Genomic DNA, 21,974 nt, shown 5'->3' with positions numbered 1-21,974 from the left:
TCACCGTGTCCACGAAACGTCCACGACCCCCAGAAGACGGACTTCGGGCCAATCCATCCCCGTTGGGAGTTTCGTCCAGAAGATCCGCCTGGCGTGCCAGAATCTTCCACGCCGCGACTTGGCCGGCACATCGAAGACCAGTGGGGGGCGCCACCGTGACAGCAGGACATGCCGCGATCGGATCGTGCGGCGCCTGCGGTGCGGTGCTCGCGCCGGGTGCGCCCCGGTGCGACAGGTGCGAGGCCCCGGCTGTCGGTTCCCGCCCGGTCACGACCGCGCTGCTGGCGAGCCTCGCCCCGGCGTCGAGCAGTGACCGGACGCTGGCCGCCGCCCTCGACGTCGGACTCGTCGTCCTGGCGGCCGTGCCCGTCGTGCTGGGCGCCGCCGGCGTCTGGCCGCCCGCGGTCGCCGTCCCGTTCGGCCTCGTCCTCGTCGCGGGCGTCGCCGTGCTGCTCGTGCGGACCTTCCGGCAGACCGGCGGGACGCCCGGCGCGCTGCTGACCCGGACCCGTTACGTGGACGCGCTCGTCGGCACGCCGCCCGGACCGGGCCGCTGGCCGGGCGCCGGGGTCGCGTCGGTCCGCCTCGCACAGCGCCGTCCGACGCCGCCGGCACCCGTCGCGACATCGACTCTCCTCGCGACGCCGACGCCCGCCCCGGCATCCCCCGCACCACCCCAGCAGGTCCAGCAGGCCCAACAGCCCCAGCACGTCCCCGTCGCGGTCCTGACCGACGGCGCCGAGCGCATCGAGGTGGCGAGCACCGCGCTGCTCGGCCGCCGCCCCAGGCCCCAACCGAACGAGGAGGTCGGCGCCGTCGTGCAGCTCACCGATCCCACCCGTTCCGTCTCGTCCACGCACGCCCTGCTGAGCTGGGACGGCGCCACGCTGTGGCTCGTGGACCGCGGATCCACCAACGGCTCCTGGGTGGTGCGGGCCGACGGCACGCGGCAGCGCGCCGAGGCCGGCCGTCCCATCGCCGCCCCGGCGGGCGGCGGCGTGCAGCTCGGCAACCGCACGTTCCGTGTGGAGGCACCATGACCACTGCCCACTCCAACCGGTCCCACCCGCTGGCCGACTTCAGGTACGACGACGCGATCTTCAGCGAGACCCGCGCGCGCGTCGTCGGGCTCTCCGAGGCCCGAGCCGGTCTGCTCCGTAAGCTCACCGAGCGCTCCAAGCGCCTCGTGCTGGTGACCGACGAGCGGTCGTCCCTGACCCCGCCCCTCCGCGACGCGCTGCTCGGCACGGGCGGGATGTGGGTGGTGCGCGAGGCCCCGCGCGGCAAGGCCCGCGACGCCAGCACCGGGCGCAGCGTCGACCGGCTCGCGGAAATCACGTACCCGGCCGGGCCGCTCGCACTCGAGACCACCTCGCGCATCTTCCTCGGCGAGACGCCCGACGGCACCGATCCCGACGTCGTCCGGGAGATCGAGCGCCGCCGCGCGGCCCCGACCGCGCGGCTGATCACCCTCTCGCTGTCCGTGCGGCACTCGGCGCGCCGCACCACCGTGCTCGGCCGTACCGCGGAGCTCGCCATCGAGACGCTGACCGGCGCACCACCGACGTCGTGGGGCAGGCACGAGCCCGCGCTCGTCCCGTGGGACCGCACCGCGTTGACCTCGGACGCCCGGAAGCGCATGCCGGAGCCCGCGCGCCTCGTCGTCGTGGGCAGGGGCGCGATCGGCACCGTGCTGGTGCGCCGCACCAAGGACGGCCTTGAAGAGACCACCACGCTCGAGCTCGCTGCCGGCCCGTCGGGGTCAGCCGCCGCGCGGGACGTCGTCGACCGGGTGGCCAGGCTGTTCGACGCGCTGGCCGAAGAGTCGGTCCCGTTGTTCTTCCTGGCCACCACCCGCACCGGACGTGCCGACCTGCTGGTCCCGTCCGAGGTACAGGCCCCGCCCGTGCCGCTGGCGATGCTGCTCGGGCCACCCGGCGTACGCCAGCTCAAGGTCGACCTCGACGAGGCCGCCCGCCGCTTCGACGCGGTGCGCGTCGGCAAGCGGCGGCTGCCCGGCCTCCGCTTCCCGCTGGGCACGTTCGACCACGCGGACTGGGGCACGACGTCGGAGGTCGTGCGTTGGCTGGAGGCCGACGACGTCCTGGCCGCGCTGGGCAGCCCGCCGGGCCTGGGCAACCCGCCGAACCTAGGCAACACGCAGCAGATCCCGCTCAGAGAGGTGGCCACCGATGGCGCGTGATCCGGACAGGCAGCTGCTCGAATCCGTCGAGACCCGTCGCGCACGCCTCATCTCCGCCTTTCTGCACGGGGACCTCGCCGGGCGGCGGAACGTCTCCGACAACGTCAAGCGGTTGATCGGCAGCACCGTGCTCGCCGCCGTGGCGTGCGCCGGCTGTGCCGGGTACTCGTTCGTGCAGGCCAACCTCGGAGGACTGGGCCAGTGAGCCGCTTCACCCGCGTCACGGTGGTGGGCTCCGCCCGCCGCGGCGACATAGTGCTGCCGTCCGACGAGGAGCTCGCAGTACTGCTCCCGCAGATCCTCGACCTCGTCGCCGAGCCGCCCGGACAAGGGGCAGTCACCCTGGTGCGGCACACCGGCGACCAGCTCGACGTCTCCCGTGACCTCGACACCCTCGGCCTGCCGGACGGCGAGATCCTCCGGGTCGTCCATACCCAGGACGCACCACCGCCCGCCGAGATCGCCGACGTCACCGAGGCGGCGACCGACGTGCTCGCCGACCTGCCCGGCCAGTGGGACGAGCGTGCTCGCCGTGCCACCGGGGCCGTCGGCGTCGGCCTGATCGCCGGCGCGGCCGGGATCGTCCCCGCGTACAGCGCCGGGCCGGACAGCACCGCCGCGGGGATGCTCGGCATCATCGTGCTGGTTCTCCTGGTCCTCAGCGCCTCCGCCCCGCGCGCCCGCAGCCGCCGCGAGCGCGGCGCCTGGCTCCGGCTGGCGGCCGGCTCAGCGGCGACGGGCCTTGGCCCGGCGCTCGGCCTCGCGGTCGCCGCGCTCCCGCCCGTGGCGGACCTGGTCGGTCCCGTCCCGGACAGGGCGGCGCTCCAGCTCGCCGGGATCGTCGCGTTCGCCGTCGCCTGCTGTGCGCTGTGGGCCGCCGGTGTCTCCCATCGCAGCCGGGGGATGCTCGCCGGCGCGGGAACCGGCATCGGCCTGGTCCTCGTGGCCTCGGTCCCGGTCGGGTTCGACCTCGGGTCCGACCGGGCTGCCGCCGTCGTCGCAGCGGTCGCCGCGATGCTCCTGGGGGTGCTGCCCGCTGTCGCGCTGAGCACGTCGGGTGTGCACCGCCTGGACGACGCGACGCTCGAGGGCGACACCCCCGACCGGCAGGTGGTGGTCCCTTCCCTCGAGGAGGCCTACCGTGCCCTGACCTGGACGACCGTCGCCGCCGGGATCGCGCTCGCCTTCGCCGCGGCAGTCCTGCTCTCCACCCCGACGGGCTGGTCGTGGCTGCTCGGCATCGCGGTGCTCCTCGTCGCGGCCCTCCGCGTGCGTCCGCTGCCGCTCACCGCCCAGGTCGCCTCCCTGTGGGGCGCGGTGGCGGCCTCGACGGTCATCGGCGCCCTCGCCGCTCTGGGTGGACGGCCCACGCTCACCGCCGTCGTCCTCGGTGCCCTGGCCCTGCTCGTGACGTTCATGGTGTCTCGCACGCCGAACGCGCAGCAGCGTGCGCGCTGGCGCCGGGCCGGGGACGTGCTGGAGCTGTTCGCGATGCTGGTCGTGGTGCCGGCGGTGCTCGGCGTGTTCGGTGTCTACGAGCTGCTGCTCGGGGTCTTCTGATGGAGACCGGCACCGCTGTCACGTTCCGCGCCGTCCTGCGCGGCGCCGGCCGGTTCGCGCAGGACGCCGCCGCCTGGGACACCGCCGTGCGCGCGCCGGTGGGCACCAGCCGGCGCATCACGTTCCTGGCGGCCGACGGCGGCACGGGGACCACCACCCTCGCCTCGGCAGTCGCCCTGACCCTCGCGCGGCGGCGCACCGGGCCCGTCCTGGCGCTCGATGCGGCGGGCGGGCCGTCCGCCCTGCGTACACGCCTGGAGGTCGACGATGCCCCGGCGCTCGACGACGTCGCCTACGGCACCCCCGTCCGGTCCCTCGCCGACGCCCGAGAGGCCACGCGGGAGGCCCGGCCCGGTCTGCATCTCGCCGGGGCGTCCAGCTGGCCGCCGCACCTCTCCCTCTGGACCGATGCGGCGGCGGCCCTTGGCCGGTTCTTCGAGGTGGTCGTGACCGACGCCGGACGGCGGACCCCAGACGACGCCGCTCAGCTCGCCGCCGAGTCGCACGTGACCGCCGTCGTCGCCCGGACCGACGCCGGGGCGTTCGCCGCCGGCCGGGCCCTGGCCGACAGCCTCCGCGGCGCGCTCCCCCACGCCCCGGTGGTGCTCGTCCTGGTCGGGGTGGCGCCCGGCGAACCGCCCTTCGTGCACAGCGCGCGGCCCGGGTCGCTGGCGGTGCCGCACGACCATGCCGCGGCACGGTCGCTCGGGACGCCCCTGCCGCAGCTCGACGCACAGACCCGCGCCGCCGTCGCGCAGACGGCCGCGCACCTGCTCACCGAGGCGAGGTCGGCATGACACAACGGATCGTGCACCGCCCCGCCCGTACCGTGCGCCCGCTCGCGGCGCCGCCGGAGCGCACCCTGGCCACACCGCCGGCCGTCGGCAGCGGCAACGTCGCCGGGCTGCCCATGCAGGCGCTGCTGCCGCTGGTCGGCGCGGTGTCGTCGATGACGATGATGCTGGTGCTGCGCAACAACCCGGTGATGGTGCTGGTCGCGCTCGTCGTGCTGGTCGTGGCCCTGGTCGGCGGACTGGGCACGGCGCTCAGCCAGCGCGGCAACGCCACCCGTACCCGACACGACCAGCGCGAGCGCTACCTGGACCATCTGGAGACGCTGCGCGCCGACCTGCGCACCGCTGAGCACGCCGCCCGCGCCGAGGCGCACACGGTGCACCCGGCCCCTGAGGCGCTGCTCGACGTCGTCCGCGACCCCGCCCGGCTGTGGGAACGGCGGCGCTGGGACCCGGACTTCCTGGAGGTCCGGGTGGGTGTCGGCGATGTGCCGCGTCCCGGTCTCACGATGCCGCTGACCGACAGCCCGGCCGAGCCGCCGGACCCCATGCTGCTGGCCGAGGCGCGGAGCGTCGTGGACCGCCACTCGCGCCTGCGGCACGTCCCCGTGGTGGTCCCTCTGGACAGCGTCGGCGACGTCGCAGTGGTGGGCACGCGCGCGGAGACCCTCGACGTCGTGCACGCGATGCTCGCTCAGGTCGCCGCCCTGCACGCCCCCGACGACGTGCGCGTCGCCCTGGTCGCCCCACCGGACCGGCTGGCCGACTGGCGCGGGATGGACCTGCTGCCCCACGTCGTGGACGACACGGCCTTCGACGGGCCCGCCGCCGTGCGACGCATCGCGCCCGACCCGGCCGGCCTGCGCCGCCTGCTGGGCGCGGACCTGCAGGGCCGCGCCGCACGCGCCGCTGAGGCGCACCGACGGTCGGGGCCGGGAGCGGCCGACCGCGGTCCGCGGCTGATCGTCGTCGTCGACGGGTGGGGCGACACCGCCCAGCCCTTCGGCAGCCCCGACGTCGCGCTGGGCCTCGCAGACCTCGGCGTCACCGTGATCCATCTCGTCTCCAACCGACTGCACGAACCCTCGGAGACCGCGTTGCGCGTCACCGCGCGCGCGACGGGCGCCACGGGCTCGATGGGCTCGCCGGGTGGGTCCGACGGCAACGTCGAGCTCGTCGTCGACGACCTGCGGTACGGCCTGGCCGCCCAGGCGCCGCCCCCGGTCCGCGCGGCGCCGGACGCCCCGAGCGCCGCGGTGCTGCGGGGGATCGCCCACGCCCTCGCCCCGGTGCGGCTCAGCGTGTCGTCCGCCGACGGCTCACCGTCCGCCGAACGCGCGGCGCGCACGGACGAGCTGCTCGGGGTCGACGACGTCACGCACCTGGACGTCCCCGCGCTGTGGGGGCCGCGGTCGCCGCGGGACTTCCTGCGCGTGCCGATCGGCATGGACGACGACGGCGCGCCCGTGCTGCTGGACCTCAAGGAGTCCGCCCAGCTCGGCATGGGCCCGCACGGCCTGTGCGTGGGCGCCACCGGTTCCGGCAAGAGCGAGCTGCTGCGCACGCTCGTCGCCTCGCTCGCCGCGTCCCACCCGCCCGAGGACCTGGCGATGATCCTGGTGGACTACAAGGGCGGCGCCGCGTTCGCGCCGTTCGAGGGCCTGCCCCACGTGGCCGGGATCCTGGACAACCTGGCCGACGACGCGGGGCTCACCGAACGGGCCCGCGCGAGCTTCTCCGGCGAGGTGCTGCGCCGCCAGCAGGTGCTGCGCGACGCCGGGTCGCCGTCGATCACCCACTACCGCGAGATGCGGCGCGAGCGCCCCGACCTGGAACCGCTGCCGCACCTGCTGCTGGTCATCGACGAGTTCGGCGAGCTGCTCACGGCGGAGCCGGAGTTCGTGGACCTGCTGCTCATGATCGGCCGGATCGGGCGGTCGATCGGCGTACACCTGCTGCTGTCGAGCCAGCGGATCGAGGCCGGGCGGCTGCGTGGCCTGGAGACGTACCTGTCGTACCGGATCGGGCTGCGGACCTTCTCGGAGGCGGAGTCGTCGATGGTGCTGGACACCCCCGACGCGTTCCACCTGCCCGCTGTGCCGGGGTTCGGATACCTCAAGGTCGACACGAGCGTGTACCGGAGGTTCCGCGCGGGGTACGTGTCCGGCCCCGTCGAGGCCGCCGGCTCGGCGCCGGAGCCGGACGACCAGCTGCGCCGTCCGCTGCTGCTGGGGCAGTACAACGACATCCGGCGAGCCAACGGGATCGCTGCCGCGGGGTCGAGCGTCGGCGAGCCGGAGCTGGCCCGGCCGTCGGTCGAGAAGCCGATGGTCGACGTCATCGTGGCGCAGCTCGCCGCAGCCGGCGCGCGGGCGCGGCCGGTGTGGCTCGCCCCGCTGCCCGCCCAGGTCACCCTCGGCGACGTGCTGGGCCGGACGCACGTACCGACGTCGGACGAGCTGGGGAGCGCCGCGGTGCGCGGCCGCCCGCTGGCCGTGCCGGTCGGGCTGCTGGACGACCCGGCCCGCCAGCGCCAGGAGACGTGGGAGCTCGACCTGACCCGCGCGGGCGGGCACCTCGTCGCGCTCGGCGCACCGCAGTCCGGTCGCACGACGTTCCTGTGGTCGGTCGCCGTCGGCCTCGCGCTCACCCACACGCCGCAGCAGGTAGCCGTCTACGGGATGGACCTGGCCGGTGGCGGGCTGGCCCGCATCGGGGGGTTCCCGCACGTGGGCGGGGTCGCCACCCGGTCCCGCCGGGACCAGCTGCGGCGGCTTCTCGAGGAGCTGCTCGGCATGCTGGCCACCCGCGAGCGGATGTTCGCCCGGTACCGGATCGACTCGCTGGCGATGCTGCGCGCGCGGCACGCCACGGGCGGGATCCCGGAGCTGCCCGCGGCCGACGTGGTGCTCCTGGTGGACGGCGTGGGGCTGCTGCGCCAGGACTTCGAGGAGCTGGAGGAGGGGTTCGGCGAGCTCCTGCAGCGCGGCGGCGGGTTCGGCATGCACGTGGTCGTGGCGACGGGGCGCTGGAACGACCTGCGGTCCGCGCAGCAGAACCTGATCGGCACCAAGGTGGAGCTGCGGCTCAACGATCCTGCCGACTCGACGATCGCGCGCAAGCTCAACGGCACGATCCGGGCCGGGCAGGCGGGCCGGGTGCTGACCGACGACAAGCTGTTCGCGCAGGTGGCGCTCCCGCTGCTGGAGACGCCCGGCTGGTCGGACGAGGCGGGCGCGCGGGCAGGCGACGGCGTGGAGGCGTTGGCGCGGCTCTCCGCCGAGGCGTGGGCGGGCCCGGCCGCGCCACCCATCCGGATGCTGCCCGACGACCTGTCGTCCGACGATCTGCCGGACCCGCTGGACGAGCCCGATCGGCTCCCCTTCGGCCTTCGTCAGGACACCATGCAGCCGGCGCTGCTGGACCTCGAGAACAAGGACCAGCACCTGCTCGTGCTTGGCGACTCGGGCAGCGGCCGTTCGACGCTGCTGCGCACCCTGGTCACGGCCCTGACCGACCGGAACACCTCGGACGAGCTCACGCTGGCGCTGTACGACATGCGGAGCTCCGTGGCCGACGTCGTCCCGGACGACGAGTACATCGGCGGGCTCGCGACCAACCCCATCAAGGCTCTCGAGCTGTCGGCGACCGTGGCCGTCGAGCTGGAGAAGCGGACGCAGTCGCTCGGCAGTGCGCCGCGCGGCACGGGAATCGAAGGCCCCCGCATCGTGGTGGTGGTGGACGACGAGGACATCCTCTCCTCGGGCGGCACCGATCCCCTGCGGCCCCTGCTCCGGTACCTGCCCGCAGCGCGCGACCTGCGCCTGCACGTGATCATCTCCCGCCCGGTCGCCGGCGCGTCCCGCGCGCTGTACGACCCGGTGCTGCAGGCTCTGCGGGACATCGGGGCCAGCGGGTTCGTCATGTCCGGTGAGCGGTCCGAGGGGCAGCTGTTCCCGGGCGTCCGCGCCGAGCACCTCCCGCCGGGCCGGGGTGTGTGGGCCCGCCGGGGCGAACGCCCCGTGCTGGTCCAGGTGGGGCGCCCGTGGCTCGCCGCACCGCCCACCACCGCACCGCCCGCCACCGCGACAACAGATGGGGGCAACCGTGCCTCGTGAGATCGTCATCCTGGCGCCACGCCCGGTCACCCTCGAGGACGTGATCCGGGGCGCGAGGGAGGTGGACCCCCACCTGTTCATCCGCGTCATCGCGCACGGCGCGTTCACCCAGCTCCTGAACGACGACGAGCAGCTGGTCGTCTCGATCGGACAGCCGGCGTTGCTCCGCGCGCCGGACGAGATCGAGCGGCTGCTGCCCGGCGTGCCGGTGAGCCCCGAGCTGCTGGAGGCCGCACGGGACGCGGGGCCGGACAGCACTCCCGAGTCCCTGCCGACCTGGACCGAGGCGCACGCGCCCCTGACCGAGGTGGGCGAGCTGGGCAACACCGTGTGCGAGTCGATCGCGCGGTACGTCGGCGGTACCTGCGTGGTCCAGGACGACACGTACAGGGACGTCCCGTGACGGCCCCGCCGGACGACCTCGCCGCGCAGCAGTGGCTCGCGGCCGACCTGGGTCCGCGCACCGCGCGCGTCGTCGTCGCGGGTGTCGCGGGCGGTGTGGGTGCCACCACGCTCGCGGCCCTCGTCGCCCGGGTCGTCGCACGAGCGCGGCCGGGCCGTGTCGCCCTGGTCGACCACACCGGTGGCACGCTGGCCGAGCGCGCAGGCGACCCGCCGGACGCCTGGGCGTGGGCGGCACCCAGCATGGCCCAGGTCTCGGTCGAGTGCGCCGGGGCCACCGCGCTGCTGCCGGGCGAGACGCCCGCGCGCGCGCCGGGCGCCGTGCCGCTGGTGGTGGCGCCGTGGCACCCGGAAGGGCTGCACCTCGCGGACCGAGCGGCCGCAGGGCTGCCCGGCGCACTCCTGGTCGGGATCGACACGGCGTGGCTGCACCGCAGCTCCCGCCGGGTCCCGGACGATCTGGGGCTGCCGTACGACGTCGCGCTCACCGCGCCCGGTGCCGTGCGCGACGACCTCCTCGGCGCCCCGGCCCGGGACGCCGTGCTCGCTGTCGCCGTCGAGGCGCTCGCGCGGGCATATTCCGCCGGCAGCAGGGCGGCCCGCGGCCCGCTGGCGTCCGGCCCGATCGGATAGCGTGCTGCCACGTAGCAAGTCCGGCGTCGAGCGCCCGGGCCCCGACGGCCCCGACGAGGGAGAGCAGTGAGCAACCAGACGATCCTGCAGAAGGCCGTGACGCCGCAGCAGCTCGACAGCTACCTGAGGTCCGGGTTCGACCGCGTGTCCGGATTTACCCTGCGGGCCGCGGACGGGCTCGAGGCCGCCACCCCGGCCGCGCTGTTCCAGGCCCACGCGCTCGGGTTCGACGGCAGCCCGTTCAGCGCCGACGATGCCGAGATCCACGTGCTGCTCTTCCCCGCACAGCCGCAGATGCACGTCGAGGACGCGATCGGCGGGAACGACAAGGAGGGCGCGGAGAAGACCGGTGGCCCCTTCGTCGAACCCGCACCGTTCACCGGCACCGGCTTCGCCCCCTGGCCGGGCCATGTCGTGCCCGTCTACTGGGTACGCCACTCGCGCGTTCCCGCCGGCTCCGAGCTGCACCGGGTCACCGCCGTCGGCGAGCGCGCCCATGTCGCAACGTTCGTGGACACCGCGACCGGATGGCAGGCGGCGCCAGGACTCCCGGCGCTCACGCCGCCCGCTGCCCCGTTGCCGGTGTCGCGCCTGGTCGGCCCGACGGCGGTCTACCAGGGCGGCACCTTTGCGGCCGATCCCCTGCTCGACGGCGAGTCCGTCGCCCTGTGCGCCGCCCAGGAGACCGACGGGTTCGAGCGCACGCCGCTGGGCCGTTACCGCAGGGTGGTCCCGATGAGTGCGCTGTCCGAGCTCACCGAGCTCGTCATGACCGGGACCGTCGCGGGGCTCCCTGTGCGGGTCGTGGACGTGTACCGGGGCGAGGAGGGCCCGCTCCTGTGGGTCAGCTACACGGAGCACCTCTCGGTCCTGGCCGAGGCCTTCGGCCTGCGGAAGATCGATGCCGGCGTCTACGAGATGCAGGTCCCTGCCGACGCGCTCCGCGATTCCCAGACCGTGCAGCTGGCGCCGCGGTCCTGGGCCACCGCCAGCTCCGCCGGCTGACCGCCGACCGACCGCCGACCGACCGCCGGTCGACCGCCGGTCGACCGGGCGCCGCCGCGGCTCTGGCCAGCACACTTGACTCGCTACCCCCATGGGGTATCTCATGGAGTGATGACCGAGGCGACCGAGACCACCCACCCGCACGACGGGCCCCACGGGTACGCGTCCGACAAGCCCGCGTACCTCAAGCGGATGCGCCGTATCGAGGGGCAGGTACGCGGTATAGCGCGCATGATCGACGAGGACGAGTACTGCATCGACGTGCTCACTCAGGTCAGCGCGGTGACCAAGGCCCTGCAAGCGGTGAGCCTCGCCCTCGTCGAGGACCACCTGGGGCACTGCGTCGTGGACGCGGCCAAGGCGTCCGACGACGAGGGCGCCGCCAAGGTCAAGGAAGCCTCCGAGGCCATCGCCCGCCTCGTCCGCATGTGAACGCCAACCAGCACGCGATCCGAGGAGATGACATGCCCACCGTGACCAAGCTTGCCGTGACCGGGATGACCTGCGGGCACTGCGTGTCCGCTGTGACCAACGAGCTGCGGAACGTCCCGGAGGTCCAGGACGTCAGCGTGGAGCTGCACGTCGGCGCCGAGTCCCTGGTGCGCGTGATCTCGAGGCTGCCGCTCGCCGAGGCGCCGCTGCGGGAGGCCATCGACGAGGCCGGCTACGACGTGACCGACGTCGACGTGCTCGAGAACGCCGTCGCCGCCGAGTCCGCCGCGCAGGCCCCGGCCCGCCAGGCCAACCGGACGCTGCCGATCGTCTCGTCCTGACCGCTCGACCACGCACGACCCGCACCCCGCCAGGCCTGTGGACGACCTCCGCTGGGCGATACCGGCCAGCCCCGAGGAGAATCCGTGACCACCGCTGAGGCAGAGCACCCCGTCGGCGAGGTGGAGCTCGCCGTGTCCGGGATGACCTGCGCCTCGTGCGTCGCCCGGGTCGAGCGCAGGCTCAACCGGCTCGACGGCGTCGCCGCCACCGTCAACCTGCCCCTGGAGTCGGCCCACGTCGTGCTCTCGACGCAGGTCACGGACCAGGACCTGGTCGGCGCCGTCGAGTCGGCCGGGTACGAGGCGCGCGTGACGCGGCGTCGGACACCGAACAGGGCCGCGCCGTCCGGCACCGAGGAAGCGTCGGGCACCGAGGGTGCGTCCGGCGAGGGCCGCGGCGCACCCGCCGGTGCCGGTGCTGGTGCCGATGCCGAGTATCGCGGCGCCGACCTGCTGCGCCGTCTGCGCGTCTCGGCGGTGCTGACCGTCCCGGTGCTGCTGCTGTCGATGGTCCCGGCGTTGTTCTTCCCGGGCAGCGAGTGGGTGGTCGCCGCGCTGGCGCTTCCCGTCGTCGCGTGGGGCGCCTGGCCGTTCCACACCGCCGCCGCCCGCGCCGCGCGGCACGCGAGCTCCACGATGGACACGCTGGTGTCGATCGGCGTGCTCGCGGCGACCCTCTGGTCGCTCTGGGTCCTGGTCGCCGGCGCCCTCCGGCCGGCGGGGGCCGGTGCTGGTCCCGGCCTGTACTTCGAGGTCGGCGCCGTGGTCACCACGTTCCTCCTGGCCGGCCGGTACGCGGAGCACCGGTCGCGGCGCCGCGCGGGCGATGCGCTGCGGGCCCTCCTCAGCCTCGGCGCCAAGGACGCGGAGCGCCTCGCCCTCGGCCTCGACGGCACCCCCATGCTCCTGCCCGACGGCGGCTGGCGCACCACCGCGGTGCCGATCACCGCACTGCAGGTCGGGGACGTCTTCGCGGTACGCCCCGGCGGAACGGTCGCCACGGACGGCACGGTGGTGGAGGGCACCACCGCCCTCGACACCTCCCTGGTCACGGGCGAACCGGTACCGGTCGACGTGGCACAGGGGGACGACGTCGTGGGCGGCACGGTGAGCACCTCCGGACACCTGCTGGTGCGCGCCACCCGCGTGGGCGAGGACACCATGCTGGCCCGTATCGGGCGGCTCGTCGCGCAGGCGCAGACGGGCAAGGCACCCGTCGCACGGCTCGCGGACCGGATCTCCGCGGTGTTCGTGCCGGTGGTGCTGGTGCTCGCGGTGCTAACCCTCGCGGCCTGGCTCGCCGTGACCGGCGACGTCGAGGCCGCGTTCACCGCCGCCGTCGCGGTCCTGATCATCGCGTGCCCGTGCGCGCTGGGGCTGGCCACTCCCACCGCGATCCTGGTCGGCACGGGCCGCGGCGCCCAGCTCGGCGTGCTGATCCGCGGACCGGAGATCCTGGAGAGCACGCGGCGCGTCGACACCGTGGTGCTCGACAAGACCGGCACGGTCACCGAGGGCCGCATGCGAGTGGTCGACGTGTGGGGCGCCGGGACCCGGCAGCCCCCATCGGTGGCTGCGCCCGCCCGTCCGGTGGTCCAGCCTGTCGAGGCCCCCGACGACGCCAACCACCTCACCGACGCGCCCGACGTCCTCCGGTACGCCGCCGCCGTCGAGTCGCTGAGCGAGCACCCCATCGCGCAGGCGATCACCGCGGCGGGACGGGCCGCCGGCGAGCCGGACACCGAGACGCCCCTCGAGGTCACCGGCTTCATCGCCCACGCGGGCGGTGGTGTCGAAGGGCTCGTCCGGCGCGCGCACTCCGGCCTGGCCCTGGGCGGGGCGCTGAACACCCGTCGGGTACTGGTGGGCCGTCCCGCCTGGCTCGCGGACCAGGGGGTGACCGTCCCTGCGGAGGTACGCGCCGCCGTCGGGCAGCAGGAGGAGGCCGGGGCGACCGCCGTGGCCGTGGCCTGGAACGGCACCGCCGGCGGGGTGATCACGCTGCGCGACCGGGCCAGGCCGACGTCGGCCCGTGCCGTGGCCGAGCTCAAGGAGCTGGGCCTGCGCCCCTACCTGCTGACCGGGGACTCCGCGGGTGCCGCCCGTGTGGCGGCGCTGGCCGTCGGCATCCCCGAGGCGGATGTGATCGCCCGCGTGCTGCCCGCCGAGAAGGCCACCGTGGTGGCCCGGCTCCAGGCGGAGGGGCGCACGGTGGCTATGGTGGGCGACGGCGTGAACGACGCCGCCGCCCTCGCCACCGCCGACCTCGGTCTGGCGATGGGCACCGGCACCGCCGTCGCGATCGAGGCGAGCGACATCACGCTGGTCCGTGGCGACCTGCGGGCCGCCGCGAGCGCCGTGCGCCTATCCCGGAAGACTCTGCGGATCATCAAGCAGAACCTGTTCTGGGCGTTCGCGTACAACGTCGCGGCGCTCCCGCTGGCGGCGGCCGGGCTGCTCAGCCCGATGGTCGCGGGCGGAGCGATGGCGCTGAGCAGCGTCCTGGTGGTGGCGAACTCCCTTCGCCTCCGCAGCGCCTCCTGACCCGCTTTTTTGTGAGGGTCAGCGGAAGCGGCGGCCCTCGTCAGTGCGGTAGGAGCGGACGGCCAGGGCAATGAACAGCAGGGTCCATCCGGCCAGGACCGGGAGGGCCAGGGTGTAGGCCTCCGCCCCCGTGGTGGCCTGGACCAGCAGGTCGCGGCCGGCGCGTGTGGGCGTGGCCTGCGAGATCGCGTCCAGCCAGCCGGGGAACATCTGGGGCGGCAGGAACAGCCCGCCCGCGAAGGCCAGCGGGAACAGGATGACCTGCACGACGGGTAGCGCGGCCTTTGCCGACAGCGCGTACCCGATCGCCATGCCGAGCAGCACGAACGGCACGGACACGGCGAGGATCGTCCCGATGCCGGCGAGCAGCTGCCCGATGGTCACGGTGGCCGCCGTGAACAGCCAGCCGATGAGGATCAGCGGCAGCAGGCCGAACAGCGAGAAGATGCCGCCGTTCAGCACCCGCGCCACCATCTGCGGGCCGGGCCCGGCGGGCAAGGACCGCAGGAACGGGTAGAACGGCAGCTGCCGGTCCTCGGCCACGCCCAGCCCGTAGGTGAACAGGCTGGCCGAGCACACGGCGAACAGGCCGAGGCCGGCGACGGCGGTCGTTGCCCACTCGGGGTTTCCGGCGACCTCGGTCTGCGGCACGACGAAGAAGAACATGGACAGCGAGGGGAACAGCACGTTCCCGATCACCGAGATGGGGACCCGGACGGTCTCCAGGAACTGGTACTTCAGGTGCAGCCAGGACAGCGCCAGGAAGGGCTGGGTCTGGGTCGTCGCGCTCATCGCAGTGCTCCTTCCGGGGCCTCGTGGTTGACCAGCTGTCCGAACGCTTCCTCGAGCGACGCGCCCCGGATCTCCAGGTCGCGGAACTCCGTGCCGGAGGTGACCAGGTCACGTACGAAGGCGTCCGAGTCGGGGACGAGGTGCTCCTGCCGCGCCCCGGCGGCGTCGGTGAGCTGCACCCTGCGCACGCCCACCCGGCTGAGGACTTCCTCAAGGGAGTCGTCCGCGAGCACCTTCCCGTGGTCGATCACGACCACGCGCTCGGCGAGGGCCTGCACCTCCTCCAGGTAGTGCGAGGTGAGCAGCACCGTTCCGCCGCCCGCGTGGTACTCCCGGATGGCGTCCCAGAGGGCGGTGCGGCCGGACACGTCGAGCCCGGTGGTTGGCTCGTCGAGCAGCACGACGCTCGGCCTGCCCACGAGGGACATCGCGACGGCCAGCCGGCGCTTCTGCCCGCCGGACAGCGAGCCGGTCTGGCGCTTGCCCAGGTCGGCGAGCCCGAACTGCTCCAGCAGCTCGCCCGTCGGGACCGGGTCGGGATAGTGGCCCCCCACGAAGTCGACCACCTCACGCACCCGCAGCGTCGCGGGCAGCCCGGTCTCCTGCGGGGTGAGGCCGAGCACCGTGCGCGTGCGGGCGTCCCGCGGGTCGCGGCCGTCCAGGCGCACCACGCCCGTATCGGGCTTGCGCTGGCCGCTGACCAGCGACAGCAGCGTCGACTTGCCGGCCCCGTTGGGGCCGAGCATGCCCACCAGCTCGCCGGGTCCCACCTCCAGCGAGACGTCGTCGAGAGCGACGACGTCGCCGAAGCGCCGGGTCACCCCTCTGACCTCTACCGCACTCATCCCTGTACTCCCTTCAGAAGGTCCATCAGTGCCGCCTGGTAGTCCGCGAACGCGGTGCGGCCGGTCTCGGTGAGGGCCAGGTAGGTAGCAGGCATCCTGCCCTCGTGCGTCTTGGTGACCCGCACGTACCCGGCGTCCTCCAGCTTGCGCAGGTGGGTCGACAGGTTTCCGGCGGTCATGTCGAGCAGCTTGCGCAGCTTGGGAAAAGCCACCTCGTCCCCGCGGCCGAGGGCCGCGAGCGAGGCCACCACCCGCAGGCGCGCGGGGGCGTGGATGACGGGGTCGAGCTCGTCAGGCATCCCGCCCACCGCCCGGCGTCGCGGCCACGGCTCCGGTCGACCTGCGCCGGGCACGGATCCCCTGCTCCACCACGACCATGGCCAGGAAGCCGCCGCCGCCCGCGACCGCCATCACGAGGTAGGTGTTCGGCATGCCCGCGAACGCCGCGAGCGCCGCCGTGACGAGCATCCACGCGCCGACGGCGGACATGCGGTTCTCGTCGAAGAGGAGGCCACCCGCGATGTACATGATGCCGACGATGAGACACGCGACCCCGTTGGCGGCGATCGCCATCACCTCCGGCGGAGCACCGGCGTCGCCCATGGCGCCGATCAGGACGCCGAACGTCGTGAAGGCCAGGAACCAGGTCCACCCGTACAACGCGCCGATCCGGGCGCTCGCTCCGCGTGTGCCGGCGGTCCGCGTGATGCTGTGCACGATCGTGAACGCCATCGCGCCGACGATGCAGCCGGCGAGCACCCAGCCGGCCCAGCGTTCGGGGGTGCCCGTGTCGCGGGCGCTGGTCCACATGGCCAGGTACCCGACCAGCCAGGCGAGGCCCCAGACCCCGAACAGCAGGCGACCGTCGGGCTCGGTGGCGTCCCGGGCCGCCTCCTGCTGCTGCCGGATCATCCGGAGCGTCTCGGCAGGGCTCAGCCCGCGGTCCGACCCCGCCTCCGGGTCGTCGCCCGCCCGAGCCCGCTCGCCCGCTGGGTTGTCGTGGTCTGCCATCGTCTCCACCTCGTCGTTCGGTTTGTCCTGCAAACCAGTTTGCACAAGATGAGCGTCGCGCGCAAGGTAATTCAGTCCCCGGTGTGGTCGGCAAGATGTCAGGTGGTCGGTAGCCCGGACTACCGATCTCCTGACGAGCTGCCGAACACATTCGCCCTGGAGGTCGCCGCACCCGGCGCGGTAGGTTCCCCCGCGTGACGGACGACGAGAAGACGACGCAGACCGACCCCGCGACGACGAACACCTCGAGGGCGGCGGAGAAGCCCGAACCCACCGACGACCTCGTCACCACGAGCCACACGCTGCACACCCCGCAGGGTGACCTCTCCTACACGGCGACGACCGGCCGGATCGTGCTGCGCCAGGAGGTGCTCACCGAGGACAAGTACGACGGGCGCAAGGCCAAGGCCGAGGTCTCGATCACGTACTACACGCTCGACTCCGCGCCGGGCTCGGAGCCCCGCGACACCGACGTGACGCGCCGTCCGGTGACGTTCGCGTTCAACGGCGGCCCCGGCTCGTCGTCGGTGTGGCTGCACCTGGGCCTGCTCGGACCCCGGCGGGTCGACTCGGGAGACGTCGGCAACCTGACCCCGCCTCCGTACAGGCTGGTCGACAACCTGGAGACGCTGCTGCACGTCTCCGACCTCGTGTTCATCGACCCCGTCTCGACCGGCTTCTCCCGCGCCACCGAGGGCGAGCAGGCCAAGCCGTTCCACGGGTTCACGGGCGACCTCGAGTCGGTCGGCGAGATCATCCGCCTGTGGACGAGCCGCAACGACCGGTGGATGAGCCCCAAGTTCCTGATCGGCGAGTCGTACGGCGGGACCCGGGGCGCTGCCCTCGCCGAGTACCTGCAGCAGCGCTTCGGGATGTTCTTCAACGGCGTCATGCTGGTGGCCCCGGCGCTGAACCTGGAGGCCCTGTTCGACGGCGAGCGCTCCAACCTGCCGCACCCGCTGTTCCTGCCGCTCTACGCCGCGACGGCGCAGTACCACGGCCTCCTCGGCGACCGCACGCTGGACGACGTGGTGGCCGAGGCCCGGGACTGGGCGGGAACCTACGCCTCCGTCCTGGCCCGCGGCGCGCGCGTGCCCGACGACGAGCGGGCCGCCGCCGTCACCAAGATCTCGTCCCTGACCGGGCTCAGCGAGGACTACGTGGACCGGGCGAACCTCCGCCTGGAGCACACCCGTGTCTACGCGGAGCTGCTGCGCTCCCGCCGGCTCGTGACGGGCCGCCTCGACACCCGGTTCACCGGCCCCGCGGACAACTACCTCCACGAGCAGATGCCGTACGACCCGTTCATGACCGCCACCGCCGGGGCCTACACCGCGGCGCTGCACCACTACCTGCGCGGTGAGCTCGAGTACGAGCACGACGCGATCTACGAGGTGCTGTCCCGCCAGGTGCACCCGTGGTCGTACAAGGAGTTCGAGGGCCAGGCCGTCGACGTCGCCGACAAGCTCGCTACGGCGATGATCATCAACCCGCACCTGCGGGTACACGTAGCCATGGGCCGGTACGACGGCGGTGTGCCCGTCGAGGCCATCGAGTACAGCCTCGACCAGATGGCGATCCCTGCGTCCTACCGCGACCGGATAGAGACCCGGGTCTACCCGGCGGGGCACATGATGTACGTCCACCCGGAGTCGCGGACGGCGCAGGCGGCGGACCTGGCGGACTTCGTCCGGCGCGCGTCCGACCGCGACTGACCGGGCCGACGGCGGCCGCCGCTGAGCGTGGGTGCGGCCCGCGCTCAGCGGCGGCTGCTATAAACGGCCCGTGTCTTCCAACCGTCGCGTCGCCGCCGAGGTGTGGATAGTGCTCGGGCTCAGCCTTGGCCAGTCCGCGGTGTACGCCATCGTCAACATCGCGGCCCGGCTCACCGCGGGCACACCGCTCGCCGAGCAGACCGCCACGCTCAACGCGAGCCAGTCCGAGCGGCCGTACCTCGACCTGGTGTACCAGCTGCTGAGCATCGGGTTCGCCCTGGTCCCGGTGGCCCTGGCCCTGTACCTGCTGAGCGGGCAGGGCCGCAGCGCCGTCCGCAGCCTCGGCCTGGACGGGAGCCGGCCGGGCCGGGACCTCGGCTGGGGCGTCGCCCTCGCTGCCGCGATCGGTATCCCTGGCCTCGCGTTCTACGCCCTCGGGCGCGCGCTCGGCATCACCGTCGAGGTGCAGGCCAGCGCCCTGGACGTGCACTGGTGGACCGTTCCGGTGCTGCTGCTCAGCGCGTTCCAGAACGGCCTGGTGGAAGAGGTCATCGCCGTCGGCTACCTGTACGAGCGCACGCGGGAGCTCGGCTGGAACCGGGTGAAGTTCATCGTCGCCAGCTCGCTCCTGCGTGGCTCCTACCACCTGTACCAGGGCATCGGGCCGTTCCTCGGGAACGTGGTGATGGGCGTCGTCTTCTCGTGGTTCTACACCTCGCCGAGGTTCCAGGCCGGCGGGCGACGCCGGGTCGTCCCGCTGGTCATCGCCCACACCCTGCTCGACGTGGTGGCGTTCGTCGGCTACGCCCTCGTGCCCGCCGAGTGGCGCGAGGCGCTGGGGATCCGGTGAGAACGTGCAGGTGGACACAGGGGACATTCACGACCTGACCCGGACATAACAGGCGTCACCCGCGACCCTCCGGTCATGCGCGACCCAACGCCCCTAGAATCCGAGGATGTCCAACTCGCGCACCGGCCGCGCTGACGCCGGTGCCGAACGCTCCGACGCACCGCAGGCAGCACCGGCCGGGTACGGCCTCGTCCGCGTCGTCGACTCCCCGGAGGAGCGCGTGCGGCACCCGCGCGCGCTGGTCTGGCTGGTCGGGTGCGCGCTCGGCATCGCAGGCGTCATGTTCCTGTCGGTCGTCGCCCACGGCACCACGGAGGGCGTCACCGAGGACGTCCGCGGCTTCAACGACCTGCTGGCGACGATCCTGTTCATCCCCGTCGCGGTGCTCCAGGGCCTGGTCAGCCTGTTCGCCCCGGTCGCCGTGCTGATCGAGCTGGGGGTCCGCCGCCTGGGCCGGCAGATCATCGAGTCCATCGTCGCGGCAGTTCTCGGCCTGCTGCTCGGCGTCCTCACGACGGTCCTGGTACAGCACCTGGGCTCGGACGAGCTCGTACGAGGCCTGTCGGTCTGGGAGCGCGGCGCCGGGTACGTGCTGACCATCCCGGAGTACGCCGTCGCCGTGACCGCGATGCTCACCGTCGCGGGGCCCGCGACGCGGCGCCGCACCGTCCGCATCTCGTGGAACCTCATGTTCACGGCGCTGCTGGTCGTGCTGATCACCGGCCAGGTGTCGCTGCCCGGCGTGCTCGTCGCGCTCCTGCTGGGGCGGCTCGCCGGCTCGTCCGTGCAGTACGTGTCGGGCACCCGCAGCGAGCGCGCCTACGGGTCGGAGCTGGTGGCCGCCGTGCGCCGCGCCGGCTACGTGCCGACGTCGCTCACCCGCGTGCACGCCCCGGCCACGCCCACGGGAGATGAGTGGGACGAGCACCTGGGCGAGCCGGCCACGCCCGCTGACCAGCCCGCCGGGGCCCGGCCCGCCGAGAATGCCTCCGACGACCCGGTGGCGGTCGCCCTGAGCCGCGCCGGCGACCATCGCGTGTACGCACTGAGCTGCGACGACGGCGTGCGCCGGGACGTCGTGGTGCTCGACGGCGACCGCCAGGTCGTCGGCCTCATCACCCGCCTGTGGCGGGCCCTGCGCCTGCGGGGCATCGAGGGCCGGGCCGCCATCTCGCTCAAGGCCGTCGCCGAGCGCACCGCCCTGCTGTCCTACGCCGCGACCGCCGCCGGCGTCCGCACCCCGCGACTCCTCGGGATCGGCGAGCTCGGCGACTCGATCGCGCTCGTCCTCGAGCACGCCTCACCCGCCGTCTCCCTCCGCGACCTGCCCGACGCCGAGGTGCACGACGACGTCCTCGCCGAAGCCTGGGAGCAGCTCGGCCGGGCGCACGCCGCCGGCCTCACGCACCGCGCGCTCACCCAGGACGTCCTGCTCACGCACCGTGGCCCGGCGCCGGACGAGGACGACGGCACCCACGTGTGGATCACCGGCTGGGAGCAGGGCGACATCGCCTCGTCGCCGCTGTCCAGGCGCCTCGACCTCGTGCAGATGCTCGCGCTCCTCGGGCTGCGGGTCGGGCCGCGCCGCGCCGTCGCCTCGGCGGTCCGCGCCCTGCCCGACGCCGACATCGCCGCCATCGGACCACTGATCCAGTCGATAGCCCTCCCCCGCACCACGCGTGAGGAGGTGCGGCGCGCGAAGGGCCTCCTGGGGGAGCTGCGCGACGCCCTCGTCGAACGGCTGCCCGAGGCCAGCGTGCAGCCGCAGCGCATCTCCAGGTTCAGCGCGCGCACCGTGCTCACCACGACGCTGATGATCATCGCGGTCGCCGTGATCGTGACCACCATCAACTTCGACGAGATCGCCCAGGCCGTGCGCGACGCGAACCCGTGGTGGATCGCGCTGGCCTTCGGGCTCGCGATCCTCACCTGGCTCGGGGCCGGCCTCACGCTCGTCGCGTTCTCCCCGGCCCGTGTGCCGATCGGACGAGCCACGCTCACGGCGGCCGCCGGCTCGTTCGTGGCCCTGGCTGCGCCCGCGGGGATCGGCCCGGCCGCGCTCAACCTGCGGCTGCTGACCCAGCGCGGGGTCTCGATGTCGATGGCGGTCGCCACCGTCGCGCTGGTGCAGGTGTCGCAGTTCGTCGTCACCGTGCTGCTGCTCGTGTTCCTGTCGATCTTCACGGGGTCGGGGGCGCTCGTCGAGCTGCCGTCCCCGGCGGTGCTGATCACGCTGGCGGGCGTCGCGCTCGCCGTCGTCGCGACGCTGCTCGTGCCGCCCGTGCGGCGGTGGGGCATGGGATACATCCGGCCGCGGCTGCGGCAGGTGTGGCCCCGGCTGGCCCAGATGCTGAGCCACCCGGGCCGGCTCGCGCTCGGCGTCGCGGGGAACCTCATCATGACGCTCGGCTACATCGTCGCCCTGTGGTGCTGCCTCGCGGCGTTCGGGGAGTCGCTCTCGCTGGTCGACATCGCTCTCGTCAACCTCGTGGGCAACGCGCTCGGCGCGCTCATCCCGACGCCCGGCGGCCTGGGTGGCGTCGAGGGCGCCCTGACGGCCGGGCTGTCGGCCGCGGGGGTGCCTGCCACCATCGCGTTCTCCGTGACCATCCTGTACCGCCTGTGCACCTACTGGGGCCGGGTCCCGATCGGCTGGGTAGCGATGCGGTACCTGGAGCGCAAGGGCGACCTGTAGCACATGCGAAGGCCCGGCCCCCGTTGGGGAGCCG

The 21,974-nt window shown here is 73.8% G+C and carries 19 protein-coding genes; 15 read left to right on the top strand and 4 right to left on the bottom strand.

The window, feature by feature from the left end; translation table 11 throughout:
• Positions 1-155: 155 nt before the first annotated feature.
• The 12 genes from APR04_RS17355 to APR04_RS17300 all read left to right on the top strand — a co-directional run bounded on the left by APR04_RS17355 (position 156) and on the right by APR04_RS17300 (position 14,032).
• Complete coding sequence (locus tag APR04_RS17355; RefSeq protein WP_253872330.1) at positions 156-1,040, top strand: FHA domain-containing protein; 885 nt, start codon at positions 156-158, stop codon at positions 1,038-1,040.
• A complete protein-coding gene (locus APR04_RS17350) occupies positions 1,037-2,203 on the top strand; it encodes a DUF6177 family protein (protein ID WP_253872329.1) in 1,167 nt (388 codons plus the stop codon). Before APR04_RS17355 ends, APR04_RS17350 begins: the two co-directional genes overlap by 4 nt.
• Complete coding sequence (locus APR04_RS17345) at positions 2,193-2,408, top strand: hypothetical protein (protein ID WP_253872328.1); 216 nt, start codon at positions 2,193-2,195, stop codon at positions 2,406-2,408. Before APR04_RS17350 ends, APR04_RS17345 begins: the two co-directional genes overlap by 11 nt.
• The gene (locus tag APR04_RS17340; protein WP_253872327.1) at positions 2,405-3,763 is read left to right on the top strand and encodes an EsaB/YukD family protein; all 1,359 of its coding nucleotides are present in this window, start codon (positions 2,405-2,407) and stop codon (positions 3,761-3,763) included. Before APR04_RS17345 ends, APR04_RS17340 begins: the two co-directional genes overlap by 4 nt.
• The gene (locus APR04_RS17335; protein WP_253872326.1) at positions 3,763-4,560 is read left to right on the top strand and encodes a MinD/ParA family ATP-binding protein; all 798 of its coding nucleotides are present in this window, start codon (positions 3,763-3,765) and stop codon (positions 4,558-4,560) included. Before APR04_RS17340 ends, APR04_RS17335 begins: the two co-directional genes overlap by 1 nt.
• On the top strand, positions 4,557-8,675 hold the full coding sequence (gene eccCa / locus APR04_RS17330) for a type VII secretion protein EccCa (protein ID WP_253872325.1): 4,119 nt from the start codon (positions 4,557-4,559) through the stop codon (positions 8,673-8,675). Before APR04_RS17335 ends, eccCa begins: the two co-directional genes overlap by 4 nt.
• Entirely contained in the window at positions 8,665-9,078 is a 414-nt protein-coding gene (locus APR04_RS17325) for a hypothetical protein (RefSeq protein WP_253872323.1), read from the top strand. Before eccCa ends, APR04_RS17325 begins: the two co-directional genes overlap by 11 nt.
• On the top strand, positions 9,075-9,710 hold the full coding sequence (locus tag APR04_RS17320) for a hypothetical protein (protein WP_253872322.1): 636 nt from the start codon (positions 9,075-9,077) through the stop codon (positions 9,708-9,710). The genes APR04_RS17325 and APR04_RS17320 overlap by 4 nt, the downstream gene beginning before the upstream one ends.
• Before the next feature lie 66 nt (positions 9,711-9,776).
• Entirely contained in the window at positions 9,777-10,715 is a 939-nt protein-coding gene (locus tag APR04_RS17315) for a hypothetical protein (RefSeq protein ID WP_253872321.1), read from the top strand.
• A gap of 111 nt (positions 10,716-10,826) precedes the next feature.
• On the top strand, positions 10,827-11,147 hold the full coding sequence (locus tag APR04_RS17310) for a metal-sensitive transcriptional regulator (protein WP_301312647.1): 321 nt from the start codon (positions 10,827-10,829) through the stop codon (positions 11,145-11,147).
• Between the two features lie 32 nt (positions 11,148-11,179).
• On the top strand, positions 11,180-11,488 hold the full coding sequence (locus APR04_RS17305) for a heavy-metal-associated domain-containing protein (protein WP_253872320.1): 309 nt from the start codon (positions 11,180-11,182) through the stop codon (positions 11,486-11,488).
• An 84-nt stretch (positions 11,489-11,572) separates the two neighbouring features.
• The gene (locus APR04_RS17300; RefSeq protein ID WP_308292364.1) at positions 11,573-14,032 is read left to right on the top strand and encodes a heavy metal translocating P-type ATPase; all 2,460 of its coding nucleotides are present in this window, start codon (positions 11,573-11,575) and stop codon (positions 14,030-14,032) included.
• Between the two features lie 18 nt (positions 14,033-14,050).
• Here APR04_RS17300 and APR04_RS17295 read toward each other — a convergent pair whose 3' ends face one another.
• From APR04_RS17295 to APR04_RS17280, 4 genes are read right to left on the bottom strand one after another with little or no spacing between them, the layout of a single operon-like run.
• Entirely contained in the window at positions 14,051-14,824 is a 774-nt protein-coding gene (locus tag APR04_RS17295; protein ID WP_253872319.1) for an ABC transporter permease, read from the bottom strand.
• Positions 14,821-15,669, bottom strand: coding sequence for an ABC transporter ATP-binding protein (locus APR04_RS17290; protein ID WP_253872318.1), 849 nt, complete (start codon positions 15,667-15,669; stop codon positions 14,821-14,823). The genes APR04_RS17295 and APR04_RS17290 overlap by 4 nt, the downstream gene beginning before the upstream one ends.
• The gene (locus tag APR04_RS17285; protein WP_253872317.1) at positions 15,666-15,968 is read right to left on the bottom strand and encodes a transcriptional regulator; all 303 of its coding nucleotides are present in this window, start codon (positions 15,966-15,968) and stop codon (positions 15,666-15,668) included. The genes APR04_RS17290 and APR04_RS17285 overlap by 4 nt, the downstream gene beginning before the upstream one ends.
• Entirely contained in the window at positions 15,961-16,680 is a 720-nt protein-coding gene (locus APR04_RS17280; protein ID WP_253872316.1) for a hypothetical protein, read from the bottom strand. Before APR04_RS17280 ends, APR04_RS17285 begins: the two co-directional genes overlap by 8 nt.
• A 194-nt stretch (positions 16,681-16,874) precedes the next feature.
• Between APR04_RS17280 and APR04_RS17275 the strand changes: the two genes are divergently transcribed.
• The 3 genes from APR04_RS17275 (at position 16,875) to APR04_RS17265 (ending at position 21,940) form a co-directional block, all read left to right on the top strand.
• Entirely contained in the window at positions 16,875-18,395 is a 1,521-nt protein-coding gene (locus tag APR04_RS17275) for a S10 family peptidase (RefSeq protein ID WP_253872314.1), read from the top strand.
• 70 nt (positions 18,396-18,465) lie between these two features.
• On the top strand, positions 18,466-19,245 hold the full coding sequence (locus APR04_RS17270; RefSeq protein ID WP_253872312.1) for a CPBP family intramembrane glutamic endopeptidase: 780 nt from the start codon (positions 18,466-18,468) through the stop codon (positions 19,243-19,245).
• Positions 19,246-19,351: 106 nt separating this feature from the next.
• Entirely contained in the window at positions 19,352-21,940 is a 2,589-nt protein-coding gene (locus tag APR04_RS17265; protein ID WP_253872311.1) for a lysylphosphatidylglycerol synthase transmembrane domain-containing protein, read from the top strand.
• Positions 21,941-21,974 lie beyond the last annotated feature (34 nt).

Source organism: Promicromonospora umidemergens (assembly GCF_024171995.1).
Taxonomy (GTDB): domain Bacteria; phylum Actinomycetota; class Actinomycetes; order Actinomycetales; family Cellulomonadaceae; genus Promicromonospora; species Promicromonospora umidemergens.
Note: the sequence above shows the minus strand (reverse complement) of the source record. Positions and strands in the feature narration are given on the sequence as shown.